At 44.6% G+C, this 19,562-nt stretch carries 23 protein-coding genes and 1 other RNA gene; all 24 read left to right on the top strand.

The window, feature by feature from the left end; all coding sequences use genetic code 11:
- The 24 genes from ACIZ62_RS13205 (at position 1) to ACIZ62_RS13090 (ending at position 19,551) form a co-directional block, all read left to right on the top strand.
- Complete coding sequence (locus ACIZ62_RS13205) at positions 1-633, top strand: YigZ family protein (protein ID WP_111889399.1); 633 nt, start codon at positions 1-3, stop codon at positions 631-633.
- A gap of 321 nt (positions 634-954) precedes the next feature.
- The gene (locus ACIZ62_RS13200) at positions 955-2,004 is read left to right on the top strand and encodes a PTS transporter subunit IIC (protein WP_111889400.1); all 1,050 of its coding nucleotides are present in this window, start codon (positions 955-957) and stop codon (positions 2,002-2,004) included.
- Between the two features lie 102 nt (positions 2,005-2,106).
- Positions 2,107-2,595, top strand: coding sequence for a VanZ family protein (locus ACIZ62_RS13195; protein ID WP_111889401.1), 489 nt, complete (start codon positions 2,107-2,109; stop codon positions 2,593-2,595).
- Between the two features lie 17 nt (positions 2,596-2,612).
- Positions 2,613-3,974, top strand: coding sequence for a DNA repair protein RadA (radA, locus tag ACIZ62_RS13190; protein ID WP_111889402.1), 1,362 nt, complete (start codon positions 2,613-2,615; stop codon positions 3,972-3,974).
- Between the two features lie 89 nt (positions 3,975-4,063).
- Positions 4,064-4,253: non-coding RNA, 6S RNA (gene ssrS / locus ACIZ62_RS13185), on the top strand.
- Between the two features lie 84 nt (positions 4,254-4,337).
- Positions 4,338-4,940 (top strand): Holliday junction branch migration protein RuvA, encoded by a 603-nt coding sequence (gene ruvA, locus ACIZ62_RS13180; protein WP_111889403.1) that lies wholly within the window; start codon positions 4,338-4,340, stop codon positions 4,938-4,940.
- Between the two features lie 3 nt (positions 4,941-4,943).
- Positions 4,944-6,008, top strand: coding sequence for a Holliday junction branch migration DNA helicase RuvB (ruvB, locus tag ACIZ62_RS13175; protein WP_414150351.1), 1,065 nt, complete (start codon positions 4,944-4,946; stop codon positions 6,006-6,008).
- Positions 6,001-7,026, top strand: a complete 1,026-nt coding sequence (queA, locus tag ACIZ62_RS13170) for a tRNA preQ1(34) S-adenosylmethionine ribosyltransferase-isomerase QueA (protein ID WP_322519406.1) — start codon at positions 6,001-6,003, stop codon at positions 7,024-7,026. Before ruvB ends, queA begins: the two co-directional genes overlap by 8 nt.
- Before the next feature lie 21 nt (positions 7,027-7,047).
- The gene (gene tgt / locus ACIZ62_RS13165; protein ID WP_111889406.1) at positions 7,048-8,169 is read left to right on the top strand and encodes a tRNA guanosine(34) transglycosylase Tgt; all 1,122 of its coding nucleotides are present in this window, start codon (positions 7,048-7,050) and stop codon (positions 8,167-8,169) included.
- A 17-nt stretch (positions 8,170-8,186) separates the two neighbouring features.
- Positions 8,187-8,564: a preprotein translocase subunit YajC gene (yajC, locus tag ACIZ62_RS13160; protein WP_242988532.1), complete on the top strand. Its 378-nt coding sequence runs from the start codon at positions 8,187-8,189 to the stop codon at positions 8,562-8,564.
- A gap of 73 nt (positions 8,565-8,637) precedes the next feature.
- Positions 8,638-8,781 (top strand): six-cysteine ranthipeptide SCIFF, encoded by a 144-nt coding sequence (scfA, locus tag ACIZ62_RS13155; RefSeq protein WP_111889407.1) that lies wholly within the window; start codon positions 8,638-8,640, stop codon positions 8,779-8,781.
- A gap of 72 nt (positions 8,782-8,853) precedes the next feature.
- Complete coding sequence (gene scfB, locus ACIZ62_RS13150; RefSeq protein WP_414150350.1) at positions 8,854-10,203, top strand: thioether cross-link-forming SCIFF peptide maturase; 1,350 nt, start codon at positions 8,854-8,856, stop codon at positions 10,201-10,203.
- Between the two features lie 206 nt (positions 10,204-10,409).
- Positions 10,410-12,185, top strand: a complete 1,776-nt coding sequence (rho, locus tag ACIZ62_RS13145; protein WP_414150349.1) for a transcription termination factor Rho — start codon at positions 10,410-10,412, stop codon at positions 12,183-12,185.
- A gap of 83 nt (positions 12,186-12,268) precedes the next feature.
- Positions 12,269-12,484, top strand: coding sequence for a 50S ribosomal protein L31 (gene rpmE, locus ACIZ62_RS13140; RefSeq protein WP_026395220.1), 216 nt, complete (start codon positions 12,269-12,271; stop codon positions 12,482-12,484).
- 84 nt (positions 12,485-12,568) lie between these two features.
- Positions 12,569-13,414, top strand: a complete 846-nt coding sequence (gene prmC / locus ACIZ62_RS13135) for a peptide chain release factor N(5)-glutamine methyltransferase (protein ID WP_414150348.1) — start codon at positions 12,569-12,571, stop codon at positions 13,412-13,414.
- A 117-nt stretch (positions 13,415-13,531) separates the two neighbouring features.
- Positions 13,532-14,089, top strand: coding sequence for an elongation factor P (gene efp, locus ACIZ62_RS13130; RefSeq protein ID WP_111889411.1), 558 nt, complete (start codon positions 13,532-13,534; stop codon positions 14,087-14,089).
- 1 nt (position 14,090) lies between these two features.
- Positions 14,091-14,522: a CD1247 N-terminal domain-containing protein gene (locus ACIZ62_RS13125; protein WP_111889412.1), complete on the top strand. Its 432-nt coding sequence runs from the start codon at positions 14,091-14,093 to the stop codon at positions 14,520-14,522.
- A gap of 18 nt (positions 14,523-14,540) precedes the next feature.
- Entirely contained in the window at positions 14,541-14,885 is a 345-nt protein-coding gene (locus ACIZ62_RS13120) for an Asp23/Gls24 family envelope stress response protein (protein WP_322519410.1), read from the top strand.
- 49 nt (positions 14,886-14,934) lie between these two features.
- Entirely contained in the window at positions 14,935-15,351 is a 417-nt protein-coding gene (nusB, locus tag ACIZ62_RS13115; protein WP_111889414.1) for a transcription antitermination factor NusB, read from the top strand.
- Positions 15,338-16,309 carry a peptidase M22 gene (locus ACIZ62_RS13110; RefSeq protein WP_111889415.1) on the top strand — a complete coding sequence of 324 codons (972 nt, stop codon included), beginning with the start codon at positions 15,338-15,340 and terminating at the stop codon, positions 16,307-16,309. The genes nusB and ACIZ62_RS13110 overlap by 14 nt, the downstream gene beginning before the upstream one ends.
- Positions 16,306-17,517, top strand: a complete 1,212-nt coding sequence (gene xseA / locus ACIZ62_RS13105) for an exodeoxyribonuclease VII large subunit (protein WP_322519412.1) — start codon at positions 16,306-16,308, stop codon at positions 17,515-17,517. Before ACIZ62_RS13110 ends, xseA begins: the two co-directional genes overlap by 4 nt.
- Entirely contained in the window at positions 17,517-17,735 is a 219-nt protein-coding gene (gene xseB, locus ACIZ62_RS13100; protein WP_111889417.1) for an exodeoxyribonuclease VII small subunit, read from the top strand. The genes xseA and xseB overlap by 1 nt, the downstream gene beginning before the upstream one ends.
- Positions 17,732-18,628 (top strand): polyprenyl synthetase family protein, encoded by an 897-nt coding sequence (locus ACIZ62_RS13095; RefSeq protein WP_204355432.1) that lies wholly within the window; start codon positions 17,732-17,734, stop codon positions 18,626-18,628. The genes xseB and ACIZ62_RS13095 overlap by 4 nt, the downstream gene beginning before the upstream one ends.
- Positions 18,629-18,723: 95 nt before the next feature.
- Positions 18,724-19,551: a TlyA family RNA methyltransferase gene (locus ACIZ62_RS13090; RefSeq protein WP_322519413.1), complete on the top strand. Its 828-nt coding sequence runs from the start codon at positions 18,724-18,726 to the stop codon at positions 19,549-19,551.
- Positions 19,552-19,562: the final 11 nt, after the last annotated feature.

The following is a 19,562-nucleotide window of genomic DNA, read 5'->3' as shown; positions in this document are numbered from 1 at the left end:
GTGGATGATTATAATACGGTTCTAATCCCGGATGAAACCGAACTTGAAATCAAAAAGTCTCGCTTTATCAATTTGGTTTTTCATATTGAAGCGGAGGAGGAAGCAGAAGCGATTCTGGCCGAAATCCGTAAAAAGCATTATAAGGCCACCCATGTCTGCTGGGCCTATGTGCTCAATACCAATCCCCGGCGCCAAAAAGCCAGCGATGATGGCGAACCTTCCGGCACCGCCGGCAAACCGATTCTGGAGGTCATTGATCACCGGGAGTTAAAAGATGTGCTGGTGGTGGTAATTCGCTATTTTGGCGGCATCAAGCTGGGCACCGGCGGTCTGATCCGGGCCTATGGCGGTGGTGCCAGCGATGTTCTTAATCATTGCCGCGTGGTTAAAAAACAGTTTTCTGACCAATTGCAGGTGGTGCTCAGTTATACCAGTTATGGGGGCGTGAGTAGCGGTTTATTAGAGCGGGACGTGATTCCGGTGAATGAAGATTTTGGTGAAAAGGTAACCCTATCCTTTGAGATCCCGGTGGCCGATACAAACCGGTTTTTAGCCTGGGTTGAGGATAAAACCAACGGCACCGCCAGGATTATCCGCGGTGAACAGGCGTTTGTTGACGTGGCCCTGTCATGAAAAAACAAAAATGCTAAAGCTTTTGTTGTGATAAAGTTGAAGCTTTGGCAGCAGATTCATCGTTAGATAAATAACTAACGATCGAAACCCTTTACAAAGTCCATAAAGTTGGTTATAATTACCATAGTAAAAAATTAATACTGAGTTTTAAATTAATGCGGATACAATAATGTATCTTAATTTAAGACAGAGAATAAAAATATCGGAGGCTTTCTTTCGGTATTTTTTCTTGTGTCTGTGATTGGGTAAATGGCCCGAGCACTTTAATATAGAGAACATTCTAGATGATCAAATTTAAAAGGAAGCAAGGAGTGAGTTGTTATGGAGAAAGAAAAAAAATACTCGGGGTTCAAGGATTTTTTGCAGCAGAAGGATATCCAGTTCTCGGTTCAGCGCTATTTAATGGAAGCCCTGAAATACATGGCTTTTGGGTTATTTGGAACCCTGCTGATGGGGAGTATCCTCAATCAGATCGGGATTTTATTTCATATTCCTTTTTTAAGTGAAACGCTTTGGCCGGTAGCCATGGCGATGACCGGCCCGGCGATTGCGGTTGCAGTTGCTTATAGTTTAAAGGCACCGCCTTTGGTGCTTTTTTCCATTACCGTGGCGGGTGCTCTGGGAAATACCCTGGGTGGGCCGGCCGGTGCTTTTTTTGCCGCGGCGGTGGGCGCAGAATTTGGGAAGGCTGTTTCTGGCGAGACGAAGGTAGATATATTGGTTACCCCCTTTGTGACGATGATGATGGGATCTCTGACTGCGATGGTTGTTGGCCCACCGATCGGGGCATTGATGGTTGGTTTAGGAGAAGTGATTATGTGGGCAACGGTGCAGCAACCGATTATTATGGGTGCTGTTATCGCTGTTATCGTCGGGATTGTGCTAACCCTGCCGATTTCCAGTGCGGCCTTATGTATTATGCTGGGACTTTCAGGTCTTGCCGGGGGGGCGGCTACGGTTGGCTGCTGTTGTCAGATGGTCGGTTTTGCGATACAGAGCTATCGGGATAATGGTGTCGGCGGTCTGGCTGCTCAGGGGATTGGAACCTCGATGATCCAAATGCCCAATATCATCAAGAACTGGAAGATCTGGATTCCTCCCACTCTGGCATCTGCTATTTTAGGACCCTTTGCTACCACTGTTTTTCAGATGAAGAATACGCCGATTGCGTCAGGAATGGGTACCTGTGGTTTTGTGGGGCAAATTGGGACGGTCATGGCGATGACGGAAGCTGGAGATTCGACGTTTAATATTGTTGCCGGGATTGCCTTGCTTCAATTTATTCTTCCGGGTCTATTGACCTATCTGTTTTACCGCGTTCTCCATGCCAGAGGCTGGATTAAAGATGGGGATTTAAAACTGGATATTTAGTCATTAACGGAGAAAAAAACAAAACTCTGTGGTTTTTTAAAGGTTTATTCGTTATAATGGCAAGGCTTTATCAAAGCTAATCAACTTAGGAAGGACGAATATATGAGCAAAAACAAGCGGGTTACATTTCTATTTAAGCTGCTTTTACTGGCTTATCTGGGATTTTTATTTATCCTGACCCTATTACCCGACGCAACGAATATTACCTACGAAACGACTTTTAATTTAGTGCCGCTTACCACCATTGATAACTTTTTTTATGATATTGTGGTGAATGGCTTTATTAATTGGGAATTTCTGGCGACTAAACCAACAGATCCAACTGAAATTGTGTTATACACCTTTACTGATTCTTTTAAAAATCTGGCGGGAAACATTATTTTGTTTATGCCTTTGGGTTTGTTATATCCTTTATCAAGAAAAATCAAGGTTAATTTCTTTCATGCATTTATGGTAATATTAGGCACCACCTGTACCATCGAGCTGATCCAGTATTTATTTCTGGCCAGCCGCCGGGCGGATATCGATGATATTATCTTGAATTTAATTGGTGGTTTGATGGGTTACCTGATTTATAAATGGATCGAGTAGAAAAATAAGGGGGAAACATGGCCAAGAAAAAAAGTATTTTTGTCTGTCAGAACTGTGGTTATGATTCACCCAAATGGATGGGGAAATGCCCCGAGTGCGAAAAGTGGAATACCATGGTAGAGGAACTGGATCTTGCCAAAATGGGGAGCAAGGAAAATACCCGGGAGCGGGGCGTTTATTCCCGCCCGAAATCACTGGCTGAGATTACCTTTACCGGAGATACCCGGTATCCCACTCGCAATGAAGAGTTTGACCGGGTTTTAGGCGGCGGGATTGTGCCGGGAGGGATGATTCTGCTCGGCGGCGACCCGGGGATCGGGAAGTCAACGCTGTTACTGCAGACTACCGAGGCGCTCGGTAATCAGGGCTACAAAATTCTCTATATTTCCGGGGAAGAGTCGGAACAGCAATTAAAAATGCGGGGCGAACGGATGCATGTTAAATCCGAAAACATTTCCTTTTTATCAGAGATTAATATCCCTTATCTGCTTACCATTATTCTGGAAGAACGGCCGGATATTGTGATCATCGACTCGATTCAAACCATGTACAGCCCGGATATCACCTCAGCTCCGGGAAGTGTCAGCCAGATCCGGGAAAACACCGGTGCTTTAATGCAATTGGCCAAAAAAGACAATATCTCGATGGTGCTGGTCGGCCATGTCACCAAAGATGGTGCCATTGCCGGACCGCGCGTTTTAGAGCATATGGTCGATACGGTGCTCTATTTTGAGGGCGAAAAATATCACGCCTATCGGGTGCTGCGGGGGGTTAAAAACCGTTTTGGTTCCACCAATGAGATCGGCATTTTCGAAATGACCGAAAATGGTCTGGAGTCGGTGGCTAATCCATCGGAAATGATGCTCGACAGCCGCCCCAAAAATACCTGCGGTTCGGTGGTCGTGCCCTGTATCGAGGGTACCCGACCACTACTAATTGAGCTTCAAGGTCTGGTTTCGGCCACCGGTTTTGGGAATCCCCGGCGGATGGCAACCGGCATGGATTATAACCGGATGGTGCTATTAATGGCGATTATGGAAAAACGACTGGGGATTCAGATGCAGTCGGTGGATGCTTATATCAATGTGGTGGGTGGCATCAAGGTGGATGAACCCGCTTTGGATCTTGGGGTGATCGCGGTGCTTTATTCCAGCCTCCGGGATTTTCAAATCCCTGGCGATTTGATGATCCTGGGTGAGGTCGGATTAACCGGTGAGGTGCGAAACATTCAGCATATTGAAAAACGGCTCATCGAAGGAAAAAAATTAGGCTTTAAACGCTGTATTATTCCTAAAGGGAACCAAAAGGGTTTAAAAGTAGCCGGAATGGAAGTTTTCCCGGTCGATAATATCCGCTCGGCACTGGATATTCTGCTATAAACTCAGGCGAGTTGAAAACGATGAATTTGTCTGCTGATGGCCAACAAAAATTTATCCTTTGATTTCTGGAGAAAACCGTGTATAATTAGATTATCCCAAAGTGTTCGTTTTAACTTTATTTTTGAACCTACATCAATACTCAGGGAGTCTGATTGTTCGCTAGCAGATGTTAAGCCTCGTTTATCTTGGATATTCAGTGGAAAGCAGAAATTAGAGACAAGACACCCACTTAGCTTTCGCTAGGGCGTCAAAAATGGAGTACGACACATTGGGATAGCACCTAAGGGTGCTTTTTTTGTGTTGAAATATTTTTTCGTTTTGGTACAATAGGTAAAGCATGTTTAAATTTTGAAGGAGGGCTTTATGTACGAATATATGATCGGGAGCCTGGAAGAGCAAGCCATGGATTATGTGGTCATTGATCTAAACCGCATGGGATACAAGGTAAAGGTATCCACCAATACACTAAATGAGCTGCCTAATCTGCATTCTGAGGTAAAGCTGCATCTTCATCAGGTGATTAAAGAAGACGAGGTGTCGCTTTATGGTTTTGCGACCACCGATGAACGGGAAATTTTTAGAACCATGATCGGGATTTCTGGAATTGGACCTAAAGCGGCGATGGGACTCTTGTCTCAGTTTAGCCGAAACGAACTGATTGGACATATCGTTAGTGATGATCCAAAGAGCATTGCCAAGGCACCGGGAATCGGGATTAAAACCGCCAGCCGGATTATTCTGGAGCTTAAAGATCGCTATAAGGATGTAACGGTGGGCGACCTTAAGGTCGTTGACTTACGGGGAAAAGACGATAATGTCGCCCAGGCTGTTAACGGACTGGTGGGTTTGGGCTATAGTTTATCGGAAGCTTCTGAGATGGTATCCCGGGCATTTACCCCCGCAAGCAGTATTGAAGAACTGATTACTGGTGCGCTCCGTTCGGCCAATCCATTGAAAGGACGATAATCCATGAAGGAACGAATTATCACTTCCGATTTTACGGAATTGGATGTTGAAATAGAGAAGAATTTAAGACCGCAGGGTCTGGATGAGTACATTGGTCAGGAAAAGGTTAAGAAGCAGATGGGGATCTTTATAAAAGCCGCCCAAAAACGAAGTGAAAGCCTGGATCATGTACTATTATACGGTCCGCCGGGGCTGGGGAAAACAACCCTGGCTAACATTATTGCCCGGGAAATGGGGGTGGGGATAAAAACCACCTCTGGTCCGGCGATTGAAAAGGCCGGCGATCTGGCCGCCATTCTGACGAGCTTAAAAGAAGGAGATATCCTCTTTATTGATGAGATCCATCGGCTGCAACGCGCGGTCGAAGAGGTTTTATACCCGGCTATGGAAGATTATGCCCTGGATATCATCATCGGCAAAGGTCCGGGCGCCCGCTCGATCCGGCTGGAGCTACCGCCCTTTACCTTAATTGGCGCCACCACCCGGGTAGGACTGCTGACCTCACCGCTACGGGATCGCTTTGGAGTGATCCAGCGATTGGAACTGTATAATCCTGAGGAGCTGGCTACGATTATCCGCCGTTCATCCGGCATTATCGGAATTGAAATGGATGATGAAGGAGCCGTTGAGCTGGCCATCCGTTCCCGCGGGACGCCGCGAATTGCCAATCGGCTGTTAAAACGGGTTCGCGATTATTGCGAAATTGAAGGCCGCGGCGTCATTGATCTTAAGATTACCCGCGAAGCGCTGGAACTTTTTGAAGTCGATGCAGTCGGTCTGGACGAGATTGATCGGATCATGCTCCGGACCATTGTCGAAAAGTTTGATGGCGGACCGGTGGGGATCGACACCCTGGCCGCCGCCATTGGTGAAGAGAAAAATACCATTGAAGAGGTCTATGAACCCTATCTGATTCAATTGGGATTTCTTTCGAAAACACCCCGGGGGCGGGTGATCACCAGTCGTGGTTATGCCCATTTGGGGTTAGAAGAATTAATGAATGAGGCCCTTAATCCGCAGCAATTAAAAATAAATTTTTATGACAACGAGGAAGAAATAGATGGATAAAACTGACTTTTATTATGATCTCCCGGATGAACTGATCGCTCAGAGTCCTTTGGAAAAAAGAGACAATTCCCGGTTAATGGTGATTAATAGAGAAAAAAACACCATTGCCGATCAGAACTTCTTTGAAGTGACGAATTATTTAAGGCCCGGGGATTTACTGGTGATGAATAACACCAAGGTGTTGCCAGGTCGGCTGTTTGGTACCCGCGAAGATACCGGGGGCAAGGTGGAAATCCTGCTGTTGCGACATCTGTCTCAAAAAGACTGGGAAATCATGGTCAAACCGGGAAAGCGGGCTCGGGTTGGTGCTCGGATTGTGTTTAGTCCGGAGCTTAAGGGTGAGATTACCGGAACCACCCAGGGTGGACTGCGGATTATCAGTTTTGAATATTTGGGCGTTTTTGAGGAAATTATCGATGAGATCGGCCTGATGCCGGTTCCGCCGTATATTCACGAAACCCTAAAGGACAATAACCGCTATCAGACTGTCTATGCCAAACATGACGGCTCATCAGCAGCGCCCACTGCCGGGCTCCATTTCACACCGGATCTGCTTCAGAAAATTGAAGCGATGGGAGTGGAAATTGCCGAGGTGACTCTCCATGTGGGGATTGGTACCTTTCGTCCAGTAAAATGTGATGTGATTGAAGAACATCATATGCATGAAGAATATTACGAGGTACCGGAAGAAACCGCCAAGGCCATTAAGCGAACCAGGGAAAGAGGTGGTCGGGTTATCGCCGTCGGCACCACCTCAGTGCGAACCCTGGAAAGTAACGCCAAGCTGCATGACGGCGAGGTAACTGCCTATACCGGAGTGACGGATATTTTTATTTACCCCGGCTATCAGTGGGAGGTGGTGGATGTGTTGATTACGAACTTCCATCTACCAGAATCCACCCTATTGATGCTGGTGTCGGCCTTTTATAACCGGGAAGCCATTATGAAAGCCTACCAAAGTGCCATTGATTGGAAGTATCGCTTTTTTAGCTTTGGTGACGCGATGTTGATTGAGTAAAAAGACGATTAGGAGAAAAGAATGAGTGAATTTCGTTATGAGTTAATTAAGGAGTGCAAAGACACCGGAGCCAGACTGGGGAAGATCCATACTAAACGTGGCATCATTAATACCCCGATCTTTATGCCAGTGGGAACCCAGGCGACGGTGAAGTCCCTTTCATCCGAAGATTTAGTGGAGATGGATGCTAATGTTATTCTGGGAAATACCTATCATCTTTATTTGCGACCCGGTCAGGAGGTAATGGAAAAGGCCGGTGGTATTCACAAGTTTATGAACTGGAACCGGCCGGTGCTCACAGACAGTGGCGGATTTCAGGTATTTTCTTTAAATGATTTAAGAAAGATTACTGAAGAAGGCGTTGAATTTATTTCACATCTGGACGGATCCAAACATTTTATGACCCCGGAAAAAGCCATTGATATGCAAAACGCCATCGGCGCTGATATTATTATGTGCTTTGATGAATGCGCTCCGGCCGGTGCCGATTATGAGTACACCAAAAAATCGATGGAAATGACCACCCGCTGGGCAAAACGTTGTAAGGAGGCCCATAAGCGGCCAGACGATCAGGCCTTGTTTGGCATTGTTCAAGGTGGCATGTTTTCCGACCTGCGGGCTCAAAGTGTAGCACAACTTACCGACATTGGTTTCCCCGGTTACTCCATTGGCGGACTGAGTGTGGGTGAACCCAAAGATGTGATGTACCGGATGCTGGACACCACCACGCCGCTACTGCCAAAAGATAAACCCCGGTATTTAATGGGGGTTGGTTCTTTGGATGCGCTTTTTGAAGGCACCATTCGGGGTATTGATATGTTTGATTGTGTGCTCCAAAGCCGGATCGCTAGAAACGGTACGGCTTTTACCAGCCATGGCAAGGTAGTGGTTCGTAATGCCACCTACAAGGAAGATTTTACGCCGGTTGATCCGGAATGTGATTGTTTCGTTTGTCGAAACTACACCCGGGCTTACATTCGGCATCTCATTAAAACCAATGAAATTTTAGGGGCCAGGTTATTGACATATCATAACTTATACTTTACACTTGTAACGATGAAGAAAATTCGACAGGCCATAATGGATGACAGTTTATTAGCCTATAAAGAAGCTTTCTTTGAAAAATTCGGCATAGCTGAATAAGATGAAGGAGAATGTGAATGTTTGGAATTGATTTTACACTCATTCTTCCTTTGATTTTAGTACTTGTATTTTTCTATTTCTTTGTTCTAAGACCACAACAAAAACAACAAAAAGAAGTTAAAGAAATGCGCTCAAGTATGAAACCAGGGGATGAAATTGTTACAATTGGCGGGTTTTATGGAATTATTTATGCGATTGGTGAAGAAAACGTCACGATCGAATTATTGCCAGATTACAATAAGGCGCTGATCACTAAATCGGCCATTGCTCGAGTAGTCAATGTTGGGGACGCTGTTGCAGAAACAGTAGAAGACGATTTTGAAGAGTTGCCAGATCTGGATCAGGAAGAAGTCATTGTCGACGCCGAATTTGAAGAAATTGACGAAAAAAAATAATTAAATACAGACAGCGACGGTTCATTAACCTGCCATTGTCTGATCGAAATAAAGATTGAGGGGAGTGAATAATTTGAAGCACATTAAAATCATTAAAGAAGGTAAACTCACTGACGTGAAAAACAGAGGGTGTGGGGAATGTCAAACTTCCTGTCAATCAGCCTGTAAAACTTCCTGCACCGTAGGAAACCAAAAATGTAAACAAACTGAAAAATAGCAAACAAGCCTGAAAGGGGCTGTCTCGTAAGAGATAGTCTTTTTTTGATGATACAAGAATCGAGGAGAAAAAATGATACATAAATATCAAAAGAACGGCCTTAACATCGTTTTGGACGTGGACACCAGTACGGTGCTGACGGTGGACGAACTGACCTTTGCGTTGCTGGATCACTATCAAGTTAAAACTAGAGCTGAAATAATAAAAGACTTTGAAGAACACTATTCAGTGATTGAACTCAATGAATGCCTCGATGAATTGGATAGCGTCAAAGCGGCCGGGCTATTATTTCGAGAAATCAACTATCACCGGGAAAACTATGCCAATAACGATTTGATTAAGGCGCTTTGTCTTCATGTGGCCCATGACTGTAATCTGAAATGTTCTTACTGTTTTGCCGCCCAAGGAGACTTTGATGGCGAAAAACTGTTGATGCCGCTGGAAGTGGGGAAAAAAGCCATTGATTTTATCATCGAACAATCCAAAAACCGAGAAAATCTGGAAGTGGATTTTTTTGGTGGCGAACCGCTGATGAACCTCGATGTCGTCAAACAATTGGTGGTTTACGGTAATGAAATGGCCGCCAAATACGATAAGAAATTTAAATTTACGATGACGACCAATGGGGTGCTGCTTGATGCAAAAACTCGGGAATATCTCAATGAGACGATGGATAATATTGTCCTCAGTCTGGATGGCCGTAAAGAAGTCAACGACCAGATGCGACAAACCATCAATGATCGGGGCTCCTTTGATGTGATTATTGATAATATCAAAGCGATGGCAAAAATGCGCGGTGACAAAGACCACTATGTCCGGGGAACCTATACCCATCATAATCTTGATTTTGCCAAGGATGTAGAGTTCTTGGCAAAAGAAGGTTTTACAAGTATTTCGGTGGAACCAGTTGTGGCCGAAGCGACACATGATTACGCCCTGACCGAGTCGGATCTGCCCACCATTATGGAAGAATACGATGCGCTGGCTCTGGCTTACCTGAAACGCCATCAGGAGGGGCTTCATTATAACTTTTTTCATTTTAATGTCGATCTGGATCATGGTCCTTGTGTCTACAAACGTCTGTCTGGATGTGGGGCCGGCAAGGATTATGTTGCTGTGACGCCAGAAGGGGATATCTACCCCTGTCATCAGTTTGTCGGCAATGAGGCCTTTAAAATGGGCGATGTGAGAAGTGGCATCACCAACGGCGAGATCAAAAAAATCTTTGATGCTGGCAATCTGTTAGAAAAAGAAGCGTGTCAAACCTGCTGGGCCAAATATTTCTGCGGTGGCGGTTGTCATGCCAATGCCTATAATTTTAATGGCACCATTATGAAACCTCATTTCGTTAGCTGTGAAATTGAGCGGCGGCGGGTGGAAAACGCCATTATGATTTCAATTATCGAAGGCGAACAGGAATAAATAGGGTTCGCTTGGACTACCGTACCAAATAGTAATGCGTCGCCGGGGGTTTTGACAAGAATGGATATTTATGGTAGATTAAGGTATCTACAAGATACACCCTTCAGATTATTCTGCACTTGAAAGCATAATATCGAAAAAACGGATCAAACCAATCTATTCTAAGATAAACTACTTAAACATCTAAAAACCCATGGAGGCACATATTGGAAAAGAAATCACTGGAAGATTTAACGGTTGTTGAATTGCGAAAGCAGGCAGAGCGTCTGGGGATCGAAAAAATAAGTCGGCTTAAAAAAATTGAACTCATCGAGGCCATTGAAGAAAAATTAGAGACCTCGGCTGATCAGTCCGCCGCTCAAAATCAACATCACAACACAAAGGAAAAAGAGCCATTGACAGACGAAAAAAGCGAAACAAATCACAAAGAAAAAACGGTGACACCAGTAGTAGAAAAAAAAGAAAGCGTTAAAATATACCCTGCTCAATCGACTCAACGCATTGTCAATGGGTCAAATGGAAATGGTGCCCGTTCTCCTTATTACAAAATAAAAGACTCGATGGACAATGTCGTGGTGGTGGAAGGAAATCTGGAGATTCTGCCAGAGGGGTTTGGCTTTGTCAAAAATAAAGAGATGAAATCCAATGAGGAATTTGTTTATATTTCCGGGTCCCAGATACAAAAATTCAAGCTGGAAACCGGAGATGTCCTAAGTGGTAAGGTGCGTCCACCCAAAACTGGGGAAAAGTATTCAGCGATGCTGTTTCTGGAAAAGGTCAACGGGACGAAAACCGCGGACATTATTCAAAAAATAAACAGCATGCTTTATGTGGACGATAAAAAGGATCTCGACCGCTTTAAAACCGCTCAGGAGGGGATTCTGGACGTCAATCCGGATGGCTTTGGATTCCTGCGAACCAACCATTATTTATCCGGGGACCACGATATTTATGTGGCCGCCAACCAGATCCGGCGCTTTAATCTCCGTACTGGGGATAAAATCCTGGGAAAAATTAAGATGTCCAGCGAAAATGAAAAATTCGATGCCCTGCTTTATGTGGAAAAGGTCAACGGCGACATTCCTGAAAAAATTGCCAATCGACCCCGTTTTGAGCGGCTGACACCGATTTTCCCGGAAGAGCGAATCACTCTGGAAACCACCCAGGATGTGGTGTCAACTCGGATGATCGATTTGTTTTCACCGATGGGAAGAGGTCAGCGGGGACTGATTGTGGCCCCGCCCAAAGCTGGTAAAACCATTTTGCTAAAGGAAATCGCCACCGGCATTACCACCAATTATCCGGAGATTGAGCTGATTATTCTGTTAGTCGACGAACGACCGGAAGAAGTCACTGATATGAAACGCTCCATCGATGCGGATATTGTTTATTCAACCTTTGATCAACCCCCGGAAAATCATATCAAGGTGGCAGAAATTGTGTTGGAACGGGGCAAACGGCTGGTCGAACAGGGAAAAGACGTGGTGATTCTGGTGGATAGTTTAACTCGGCTGACCCGGGGAAACAATCTGGTGGTTTCGCCTTCAGGCCGAACCTTGTCTGGTGGTCTTGATCCGGAGGCACTGTTTTTTCCGAAAAAGTTTTTCGGTTCCGCCCGAAATGTCGAAGAAGGTGGCAGTTTAACCATTTTGGCAACGGCTCTGGTGGATACCGGCAGCCGCATGGATGACATTATTTTCGAAGAATTTAAAGGAACCGGTAACATGGAGTTGCATCTGGAACGGGAATTAGCCGAGCGACGAATCTACCCGGCGATCAACTTGAACCGTTCTGGCACCCGTCGGGAAGAAAAACTATTGACCGCTGAAGAGCTCAGAGTAAGCTTTGATATCCGCAAACTTTACAAGGGAACAACGGTCTACGATCTCACCGATAAGATTATCTCCATTCTGGAACGGACCAAAGACAACGATGCATTTATGAAAAAATTTATTAATAAATATAAAGCACAAAATATTTGATCTTTTAAGAAAAGTTTGATATAATATCACGGTTGATAAAATAACAATGAGCAATTAAATAAATAAGAAACGAGGTGGATTCGATGAAAGAAGGCATTCATCCAAATTACGGCAAATCAATAGTTAAATGTGCATGCGGAAATACATTTGAAACTGGTTCTATCAAACCAGAATTAAAAGTGGAAATCTGTTCAGTGTGTCACCCATTTTTCACAGGGAAACAAAAACTTATTGATGCTGGTGGACGTGTTGATCGATTTAATAAAAAATACGGCATTAAAAACGAGTCAGCAGAATAAAAAAGAAGTCGGTTCTTGTAACCGGCTTTTTTCTTGTTCAGATGTGAAAAAAATATGTTGAGTTTTAAGTTGAGGTAGAAAAAAATGACCATTAAAGAGGTTTTAGATTTTGGACGGCAGTCACTTAATCAGGCCGGAATCGAATATCCCGGTTTAGAGGCCGAGATTCTTCTAAGCGGGGTTTTAGATCAGGAGCGTATCTATTTTTATACCCATTCACAGGAAACGGTCGACTTAAAACAAGAAGAAACCTATCGCAGCGCAATAAAGAGACGCTGTCAATTAGAACCGGTCGCCTATATTTTGCAGAAAAAAGCGTTTATGGGGATGGACTTTTTTGTCAGTCAGGATGTTTTAATTCCCAGACCAGACACCGAACCGATGGTGGAGTACCTGCTAGCATATTTACAGGCAACGTACCCGAAGGGGGCTAACGTTCTGGATCTGTGTACCGGCAGCGGAGCCATCGGTATCACCATTAAGAAATGCTTTAGTCAGGGAAATATAAGCCTCAGTGATTTTTCCAAGGCGGCACTGGCGGTAGCAAAAATTAATGCCGACCAATTAGTTGATGGCGCTATTTTACTTTACGAAGGCGATTTATTTGCCGCTATTCCCCAAGGGAAAACCTACCACGTCATTGTCTCCAATCCTCCGTATATCAGGCGGGAAGAGATGAGTGGCTTGGCTCGGGATATTTTGGAGTATGAACCCCATATGGCACTGGACGGCGGTGAATCCGGTCTGGATTTTTATCGGCGGATCATTGGGGAGGCTCATTTGTTTTTGGAAAAAGACGGTATTCTGGCGCTGGAAATTGGGGACGATCAGGCCACTGCAGTGATGGCGTTACTAAGAAATGCCGGCTATCAGGAGATTCAGGTGATTACGGATCTAGGTGGTCATAATCGATGTCTCATCGGTAGATGATCGGGGGCTTATCGCCAGTGATAATAATAAATTGGGATGACGTCACCTGATAAATGTGATAGAATAATAACATTGAATTAAGAAGAAAAAATTAACATCGATATATCGGAGGTAAATATGGTATCAGCAGGAGATTTTAAAAAAGGGGTAACGTTTGAGATGGATGGTCACACATTTACCATCATTGAGTTTCAACACGTTAAACCAGGTAAAGGTGCAGCCTTTGTTCGAACAAAGATTCGAAATGTTATCACGGGTTCAGTGGTAGAAAAATCGTTCAGTCCCACAGAACGTTACCCTAAAGCACAGGTAGAAACCCGTGAAATGGAGTACTTATATGAAGACGGTGGTTTATACTACTTCATGGACCAAGAATCCTACGAGCAGATTCCACTTAACTTGAATCAGGTTGAAGAAGCGTTAAAATATTTAAAAGAAAATGATATTGCTACTGTAAAGTCGCTAAAAGGCGTGGCATTTTCAGTCGTGGCTCCCAACTTTGTGGAATTGGAAGTTGTTAAAACCGATCCCGGTTTTAAAGGCGACACTGCAACCGGAGCAAATAAACCCGCTACGGTAGAAACTGGTGCCGTTATCACCGTACCACTTTTTGTCGAACAAGGTGATAAGATTCGAATCGATACCCGTACGGGCGATTACATGGAAAGGGTATAAAATGAAATACATTAATGAAAAAGTCGCTTATACCAAAGGTTTGGTAGATGGTCTGGAATTAGATCTGGCTTCTAACGAAGGCAAGGTTCTGGTTCAAGTTCTGGATATTCTTGAAGACATTGTCGATGCCCTGGATGGCATTACCGAAGCACAGGAAGAACTGGAAGAATATGTTGAAATGGTTGATGATGATCTTTCTGATCTGGAAGAGTTCATTTTAGATGAAGATTTCGATGGCGAAGAAGATTTCGAGTTTGATGAAGAAGACTATTACGAAATCATTTGTCCGGAATGCGGAAATGTTTATATCACCGAATTTGAGTCTTTTGAAAATAATACCGTGGTTTGCCCGGATTGTGGCGCCCCATTTATATTAAACGAAGAGATCTCATGCTGTGGTGAGGATGGTTGCGACTGTCATCAGGAAATCTAGCGAACTCAGGTTATTATAATGAAAAGTGAAATGAAAAACAATCAGTCACCAAAAATCAATGACGAAATGATCGTTTCGATTGTTAGCTTGGCGGCTACTGGCGTTAACGGTGTGGCACGCATTTCATTGAGAATTACCGATGAAATCATGGATAAACTTTATCTTGCCTCGACAATTAAAGGTGTCAAAATAGCCAGAGAGCCGGAAGGTTTGATGATTTGGGTTTATCTTATCACTGAACCCGGGGTCGATATTATCAAGGTTTCAAACGCAGTTCAGAAAAAAGTTAAGATTGCGGTAGAATCGATGGCTGGTTTCCAAGTAGCGGCGGTTAATGTCCGAATTGAAGGTTCAGGCATATAGGGGGTGCAAGCCCCTTTTTATAGAATAAAAGAATCTGAAGGAGTCGTGCATGAGTCGAAAAAAGGAACGGGAATATGCGCTAAAAGGTGTATTTCAATTAGATTTTCATCCGGAGCCAGGCGATTTTACCGATAGTATTGCATATTTTTTAGAGGATAATGAGCTGGATCTGGTTTACGGAAAGACCTTGATCGACACCACCGAAGCTCATCTTCCGGAAATAGATAATATTCTGGATGACTATCTTAAAAGCACCTGGAAAATTGATCGAATTCCAAAGGTAGAGAAATCAATTCTGCGTTTGGCTATTTGTGAGCTAAAATATATGAATGAAAAAGTGCCATTTGAAGTGGTCATCAACGAGGCGATAGAACTTAGTAAAAAATTCGGAGACGAGGATGGAAAGAATTACGTTAATGGTATCTTAAATAAAATAGTTAAGGACGAACTCAATGAGTGCCCTTAGTCTTGGCATTGATACCAGTAATTATACAACTTCGGTTGCCTTGGTAGACGAAAATGAAAACATGATTTATAACAAGGGCATCCTATTGGAAGTGAAGTCAGGAGAAAGAGGACTTCGTCAATCGGATGCCCTTTTTCAGCATATCCATCATTTACCGATGTTGCTTGCAGATCTGCCCCGGGGCCGGGAAATTGAGGTCATCTGTTATTCAAAGCGACCCCGGCCACTGCTTGACTCTTATATGCCGGTCTTTCGTGCGGGGGAGTCTTTGGCCTGTTCTCTGGCTGGTGTATTGGCTGTTAAGCAACTGGCGGTGAGTCACCAGGAAAACCACATCCGGGCGGCTATTTATGGCAGTGGTTCAAAGAAATTGGAAGCGACCTTTGCGGCGGTTCATTTTTCTGGCGGCACATCAGAAATTCTGTTGGTAAAAAAGAAAGAAATCGGTTATGATTGCGAAATCATTGCCCAGACCCGGGATCTCAATGCCGGACAGTTAATTGACCGGATCGGGGTATTGATGGGATGTGATTTTCCCGCGGGAAAAGCCTTGGAAGCGCTGGCAAACCAGGTAGTTCCGGAATCCATTGATCGCAACGATGTGATTTCAGCGACGATGGATGGGATGGATTTTCATTTTTCAGGTCAGGAAAATCAGGCGCAGAAGCTTTTGAGAGCGGGGGTTGACGAGGGAATAGTGGCCTATCTGGTGCTCAAGGCGATTGCTAAAACGCTGTCAAAATCAATTGGCGGATTGCAAAAAAAGCACCCCTTTCAATCGGTGCTCTTTTCCGGAGGTGTGATGTCAAATCAGATTATTAAAAAAATTGTGGCGCAGGAATTGCAAACATCAGGACTAAGTCTCTATTTTTCCCCGGGGGAATACGCCCGCGATAATGCCGCGGGAAATGCCCTGATGGGAATGGATTATTTTAAAAGCATGAGGTGCAGTCGGTGACAAATGCAAAAATTCTCAGTGTATCTGAGCTTAACCAATATATTAAAACCCTGTTGGAATCGAATAGTCTCCTTAGGAACATGGTGATCCAGGGGGAGCTTTCCAATGTGAAACGGGCGGCATCGGGACATTTGTATTTTTCCCTGAAAGATGCCGGCAGTAAAATTGATTGTGTGATGTTCAAAAATGCGGCTATTGGGCTTAAATTCTTGCCCAAAGAAGGTCAGAAGGTGACACTGCGGGGGAGTTTGGGTGTCTATCTGCCCAGCGGACAATATCAGATAACGGTGCGATCGATGGAACCTCAGGGACTTGGCGATCTATTCCAGGCTTATCTGGTGCTAAAAGATGAACTGGAGGCCAAGGGTTATTTTGAGCGGGAGCATAAAAAAAAGCTTCCAGAAATCATCAGCCGGGTGGGGATGATCACGTCTCCCACCGGAGCGGCGATCAAAGATATGATTTCCATTATCAAACGCCGAAACCCGCTGATCGATATCGTCATTTATCCCAGCCTGGTACAGGGGGATGAAGCGGCCGGAAATATCATAAAGGGTATTCGGACCTTTAATGCCGCCTCGTCTGTGGATGTGATTATCATCGGTCGGGGCGGCGGCTCCATTGAAGACCTATGGGCCTTTAATGATGAGCATCTGGCCAAAGTCATTTATGAATCGGAATTACCGATTGTTTCAGCCGTGGGTCATGAAATTGACTATACGATTTCTGATTTTGTAGCCGATTTACGGGCCCCAACCCCTTCAGGAGCAGCAGAACTGGTTGCCGAAGAAACCCTGAGTATGATTCGTGCGCTGGTTACCCAGAAAAGCCGTCTGATTCAGGTCATGGAAGCTAAAATCGACAAAAACCGTGAAATCTTGATGCGGATGAAAAAAGAGTTTCTGCGGTTTCGTCCGAAAGAACGGATCGAAGAGATGCGTCTTGACCTGGATCGCATTAATGATCGGATGCTTCGCTTGCTAAATAGCCGGATTAAAAATGAGCGACAACAACTTATCAATCTTAAAACCCGGATCGAAGCCATGAGTCCGCAAAATGTGCTCAAAAAAGGTTATGTTCGGGTGACGGATAATAAAGGCTTACCGGTTGCGTCGGTAACGGGTTTAACGCTTGATCAGTTAGTGACCCTCCACTTTAGAGATGGTGAGGCAAAGGCAAACATTTCAGCCACTAAGGAGAATAAATAATGGCAGTTAAAAAGCTAAAAACTAAAATGAGTCGTCTGGAGACCATTGCAGAACTACTCGAAGAAGATAATCAGGAAATTGAGGCATCGATGAAACTGTTTGAAGAGGGAATGAAACTCATTAATGAGTGCAGTGCCGATTTGGATACCCTTGAAGGAAAAATAACGATCATGATTGATGGCGAAGAACAGGAATTCGAGGGGAGTGTGGAAACGTGAGCAGTTTTAAAAACATGCTGAGTGCCCGGGTTATCGAATTTAATGGGGAACTCGAAAAAGTTTTTCAACAAAACCTGGATACCCCGGAAGTGATTATCGATGCCATGAGGTACAGTCTTTTTGCCGGGGGCAAACGACTGCGTCCGATTTTGATGATGGAAACCTGTCGGGCCCTGGAAGGCGATCTGGAAGCGATCAAACCCCTGGCCATGGGGATTGAGATGATCCATACCTATTCACTGATCCATGACGACTTGCCGGCCATGGATAATGATGATCTGCGGCGGGGAAAACCGACCAATCATAAAGTTTATGGCGATGCGATGGCGATTTTGGCCGGGGATGGACTGCTCAATTATGCGGTTGAAACGATGCTTGCGGGAACCCAGGGGCTCACGGGCGACGGGTTGATAAATTATCTTAATGCGATGAAATCGATCATGGGTGCTTCCGGGGTTCTGGGAATGATCGGTGGCCAGGTGGCGGACATGCTCAGTGAAGATAAGGTCATCGGTCTCGATGAAATGGACTATATTCATTTGCATAAGACCGCTGCCCTTTTAGAGGCCTGTGTTCAGAGCGGTTGTCTCATTGCCGGCGCTGAACCGGCTACCCAGGGGAGACTGATCAGTTACAGCCATCGCATTGGCCTGGCTTTTCAGATTGTCGATGATATTCTGGATATTGAAGGTACGGAGGCGGATCTGGGCAAGCCCATTGGCAGCGACGAAAAAAATAATAAATCCACCTTTGTATCACTCTACGGTCTGGAGGCTTCAAAACTGCGGGTCGATGAACTCGAAACCGAAGCCATTGAAATGCTCAAACCGATTGGTGAGCGTACCGTTTTTCTCCAGGAATTGGCACGCTATATTTGCCGCCGCCAGAAATAAAGGAACTGTTTTGTTTTAACAAAACAGAATCATGATTCACAGTTTACAAGAAAATTAGAATACAGATGAAAACGGACCCATGAAAAGAGGAAAAATTGAAAGAACGTTTAGATAAATTATTAGTCAGCCTGAATTATTTTGATACCCGGGAGCGGGCTAAAAAAGCCATTATGGCGGGATTGGTTCAGGTCAATGATCAGGTCAAGGATAAGGCCGGAGATTTGGTTGATACTGAAGCGACCATTAAGGTTAAGGGCAGTGATATGCCCTATGTCAGCCGCGGCGGCTTAAAACTCGAAAAAGGACTGGCCGTCTTTGACATGACGGTTGCCGAAAAAACCTTTATCGACATTGGATCATCGACCGGCGGTTTTACCGATTGTCTGCTGCAAAACGGTGCGAAAAAAGTTTATGCCGTGGATGTGGGCTATGGACAATTGGACTGGAAGTTACGGAATGATCCTCGGGTTGTTTCCATGGAGCGGACGAACTTTCGGTATCTGACGGCTGAGAATATTTCGGAGATAGTCGACGGAACCGTTATGGATGTATCGTTTATTTCGATCACCAAGCTGATCCCGGCAATCAAATTGTTTATGAAACCCGGCGCTCGGGGAATCTGGCTGATTAAACCACAGTTTGAAGCAGGACGGGAAAGAATCGGTAAAAACGGTGTCATTCGGGATAAAAAAGTGCATGAATCGATTTTGTTTGAAGTGATTACCGCCATCGAAAATCAGGGCTTTTTAATAAAAGGTCTGGATTTTTCACCAATTCAGGGTCCTAAGGGAAACATCGAGTTTTTAGTTTTGGTTGAAAATACTGAGCCGGAGATTGAAGAAAACTGGTCAGCGCAGATTCATTCAGTGGTGACCATTGCCCATGAAAGCTGCAAAAAAAAGAAAGAACCTCAGAACGAATAGGAAGTGAGTAA

Origin of the sequence: Acetobacterium carbinolicum (assembly GCF_047456275.1) — a bacterium.
Taxonomy (GTDB): domain Bacteria; phylum Bacillota; class Clostridia; order Eubacteriales; family Eubacteriaceae; genus Acetobacterium; species Acetobacterium carbinolicum.
This window is presented reverse-complemented; position numbering and strand designations above follow the sequence as displayed.

Coding starts and splice junctions, on each gene's coding strand:
- ACIZ62_RS13200 (WP_111889400.1), top strand. CDS start 955: ATGGAGAAAGAAAAAAAATACTCGGGGTTCAAGGATTTTTTGCAGCAG.
- ACIZ62_RS13195 (WP_111889401.1), top strand. CDS start 2,107: ATGAGCAAAAACAAGCGGGTTACATTTCTATTTAAGCTGCTTTTACTG.
- radA (WP_111889402.1), top strand. CDS start 2,613: ATGGCCAAGAAAAAAAGTATTTTTGTCTGTCAGAACTGTGGTTATGAT.
- ruvA (WP_111889403.1), top strand. CDS start 4,338: ATGTACGAATATATGATCGGGAGCCTGGAAGAGCAAGCCATGGATTAT.
- ruvB (WP_414150351.1), top strand. CDS start 4,944: ATGAAGGAACGAATTATCACTTCCGATTTTACGGAATTGGATGTTGAA.
- queA (WP_322519406.1), top strand. CDS start 6,001: ATGGATAAAACTGACTTTTATTATGATCTCCCGGATGAACTGATCGCT.
- tgt (WP_111889406.1), top strand. CDS start 7,048: ATGAGTGAATTTCGTTATGAGTTAATTAAGGAGTGCAAAGACACCGGA.
- yajC (WP_242988532.1), top strand. CDS start 8,187: ATGTTTGGAATTGATTTTACACTCATTCTTCCTTTGATTTTAGTACTT.
- scfB (WP_414150350.1), top strand. CDS start 8,854: ATGATACATAAATATCAAAAGAACGGCCTTAACATCGTTTTGGACGTG.
- rpmE (WP_026395220.1), top strand. CDS start 12,269: ATGAAAGAAGGCATTCATCCAAATTACGGCAAATCAATAGTTAAATGT.
- prmC (WP_414150348.1), top strand. CDS start 12,569: ATGACCATTAAAGAGGTTTTAGATTTTGGACGGCAGTCACTTAATCAG.
- efp (WP_111889411.1), top strand. CDS start 13,532: ATGGTATCAGCAGGAGATTTTAAAAAAGGGGTAACGTTTGAGATGGAT.
- ACIZ62_RS13125 (WP_111889412.1), top strand. CDS start 14,091: ATGAAATACATTAATGAAAAAGTCGCTTATACCAAAGGTTTGGTAGAT.
- ACIZ62_RS13120 (WP_322519410.1), top strand. CDS start 14,541: ATGAAAAGTGAAATGAAAAACAATCAGTCACCAAAAATCAATGACGAA.
- nusB (WP_111889414.1), top strand. CDS start 14,935: ATGAGTCGAAAAAAGGAACGGGAATATGCGCTAAAAGGTGTATTTCAA.
- ACIZ62_RS13110 (WP_111889415.1), top strand. CDS start 15,338: ATGAGTGCCCTTAGTCTTGGCATTGATACCAGTAATTATACAACTTCG.
- xseB (WP_111889417.1), top strand. CDS start 17,517: ATGGCAGTTAAAAAGCTAAAAACTAAAATGAGTCGTCTGGAGACCATT.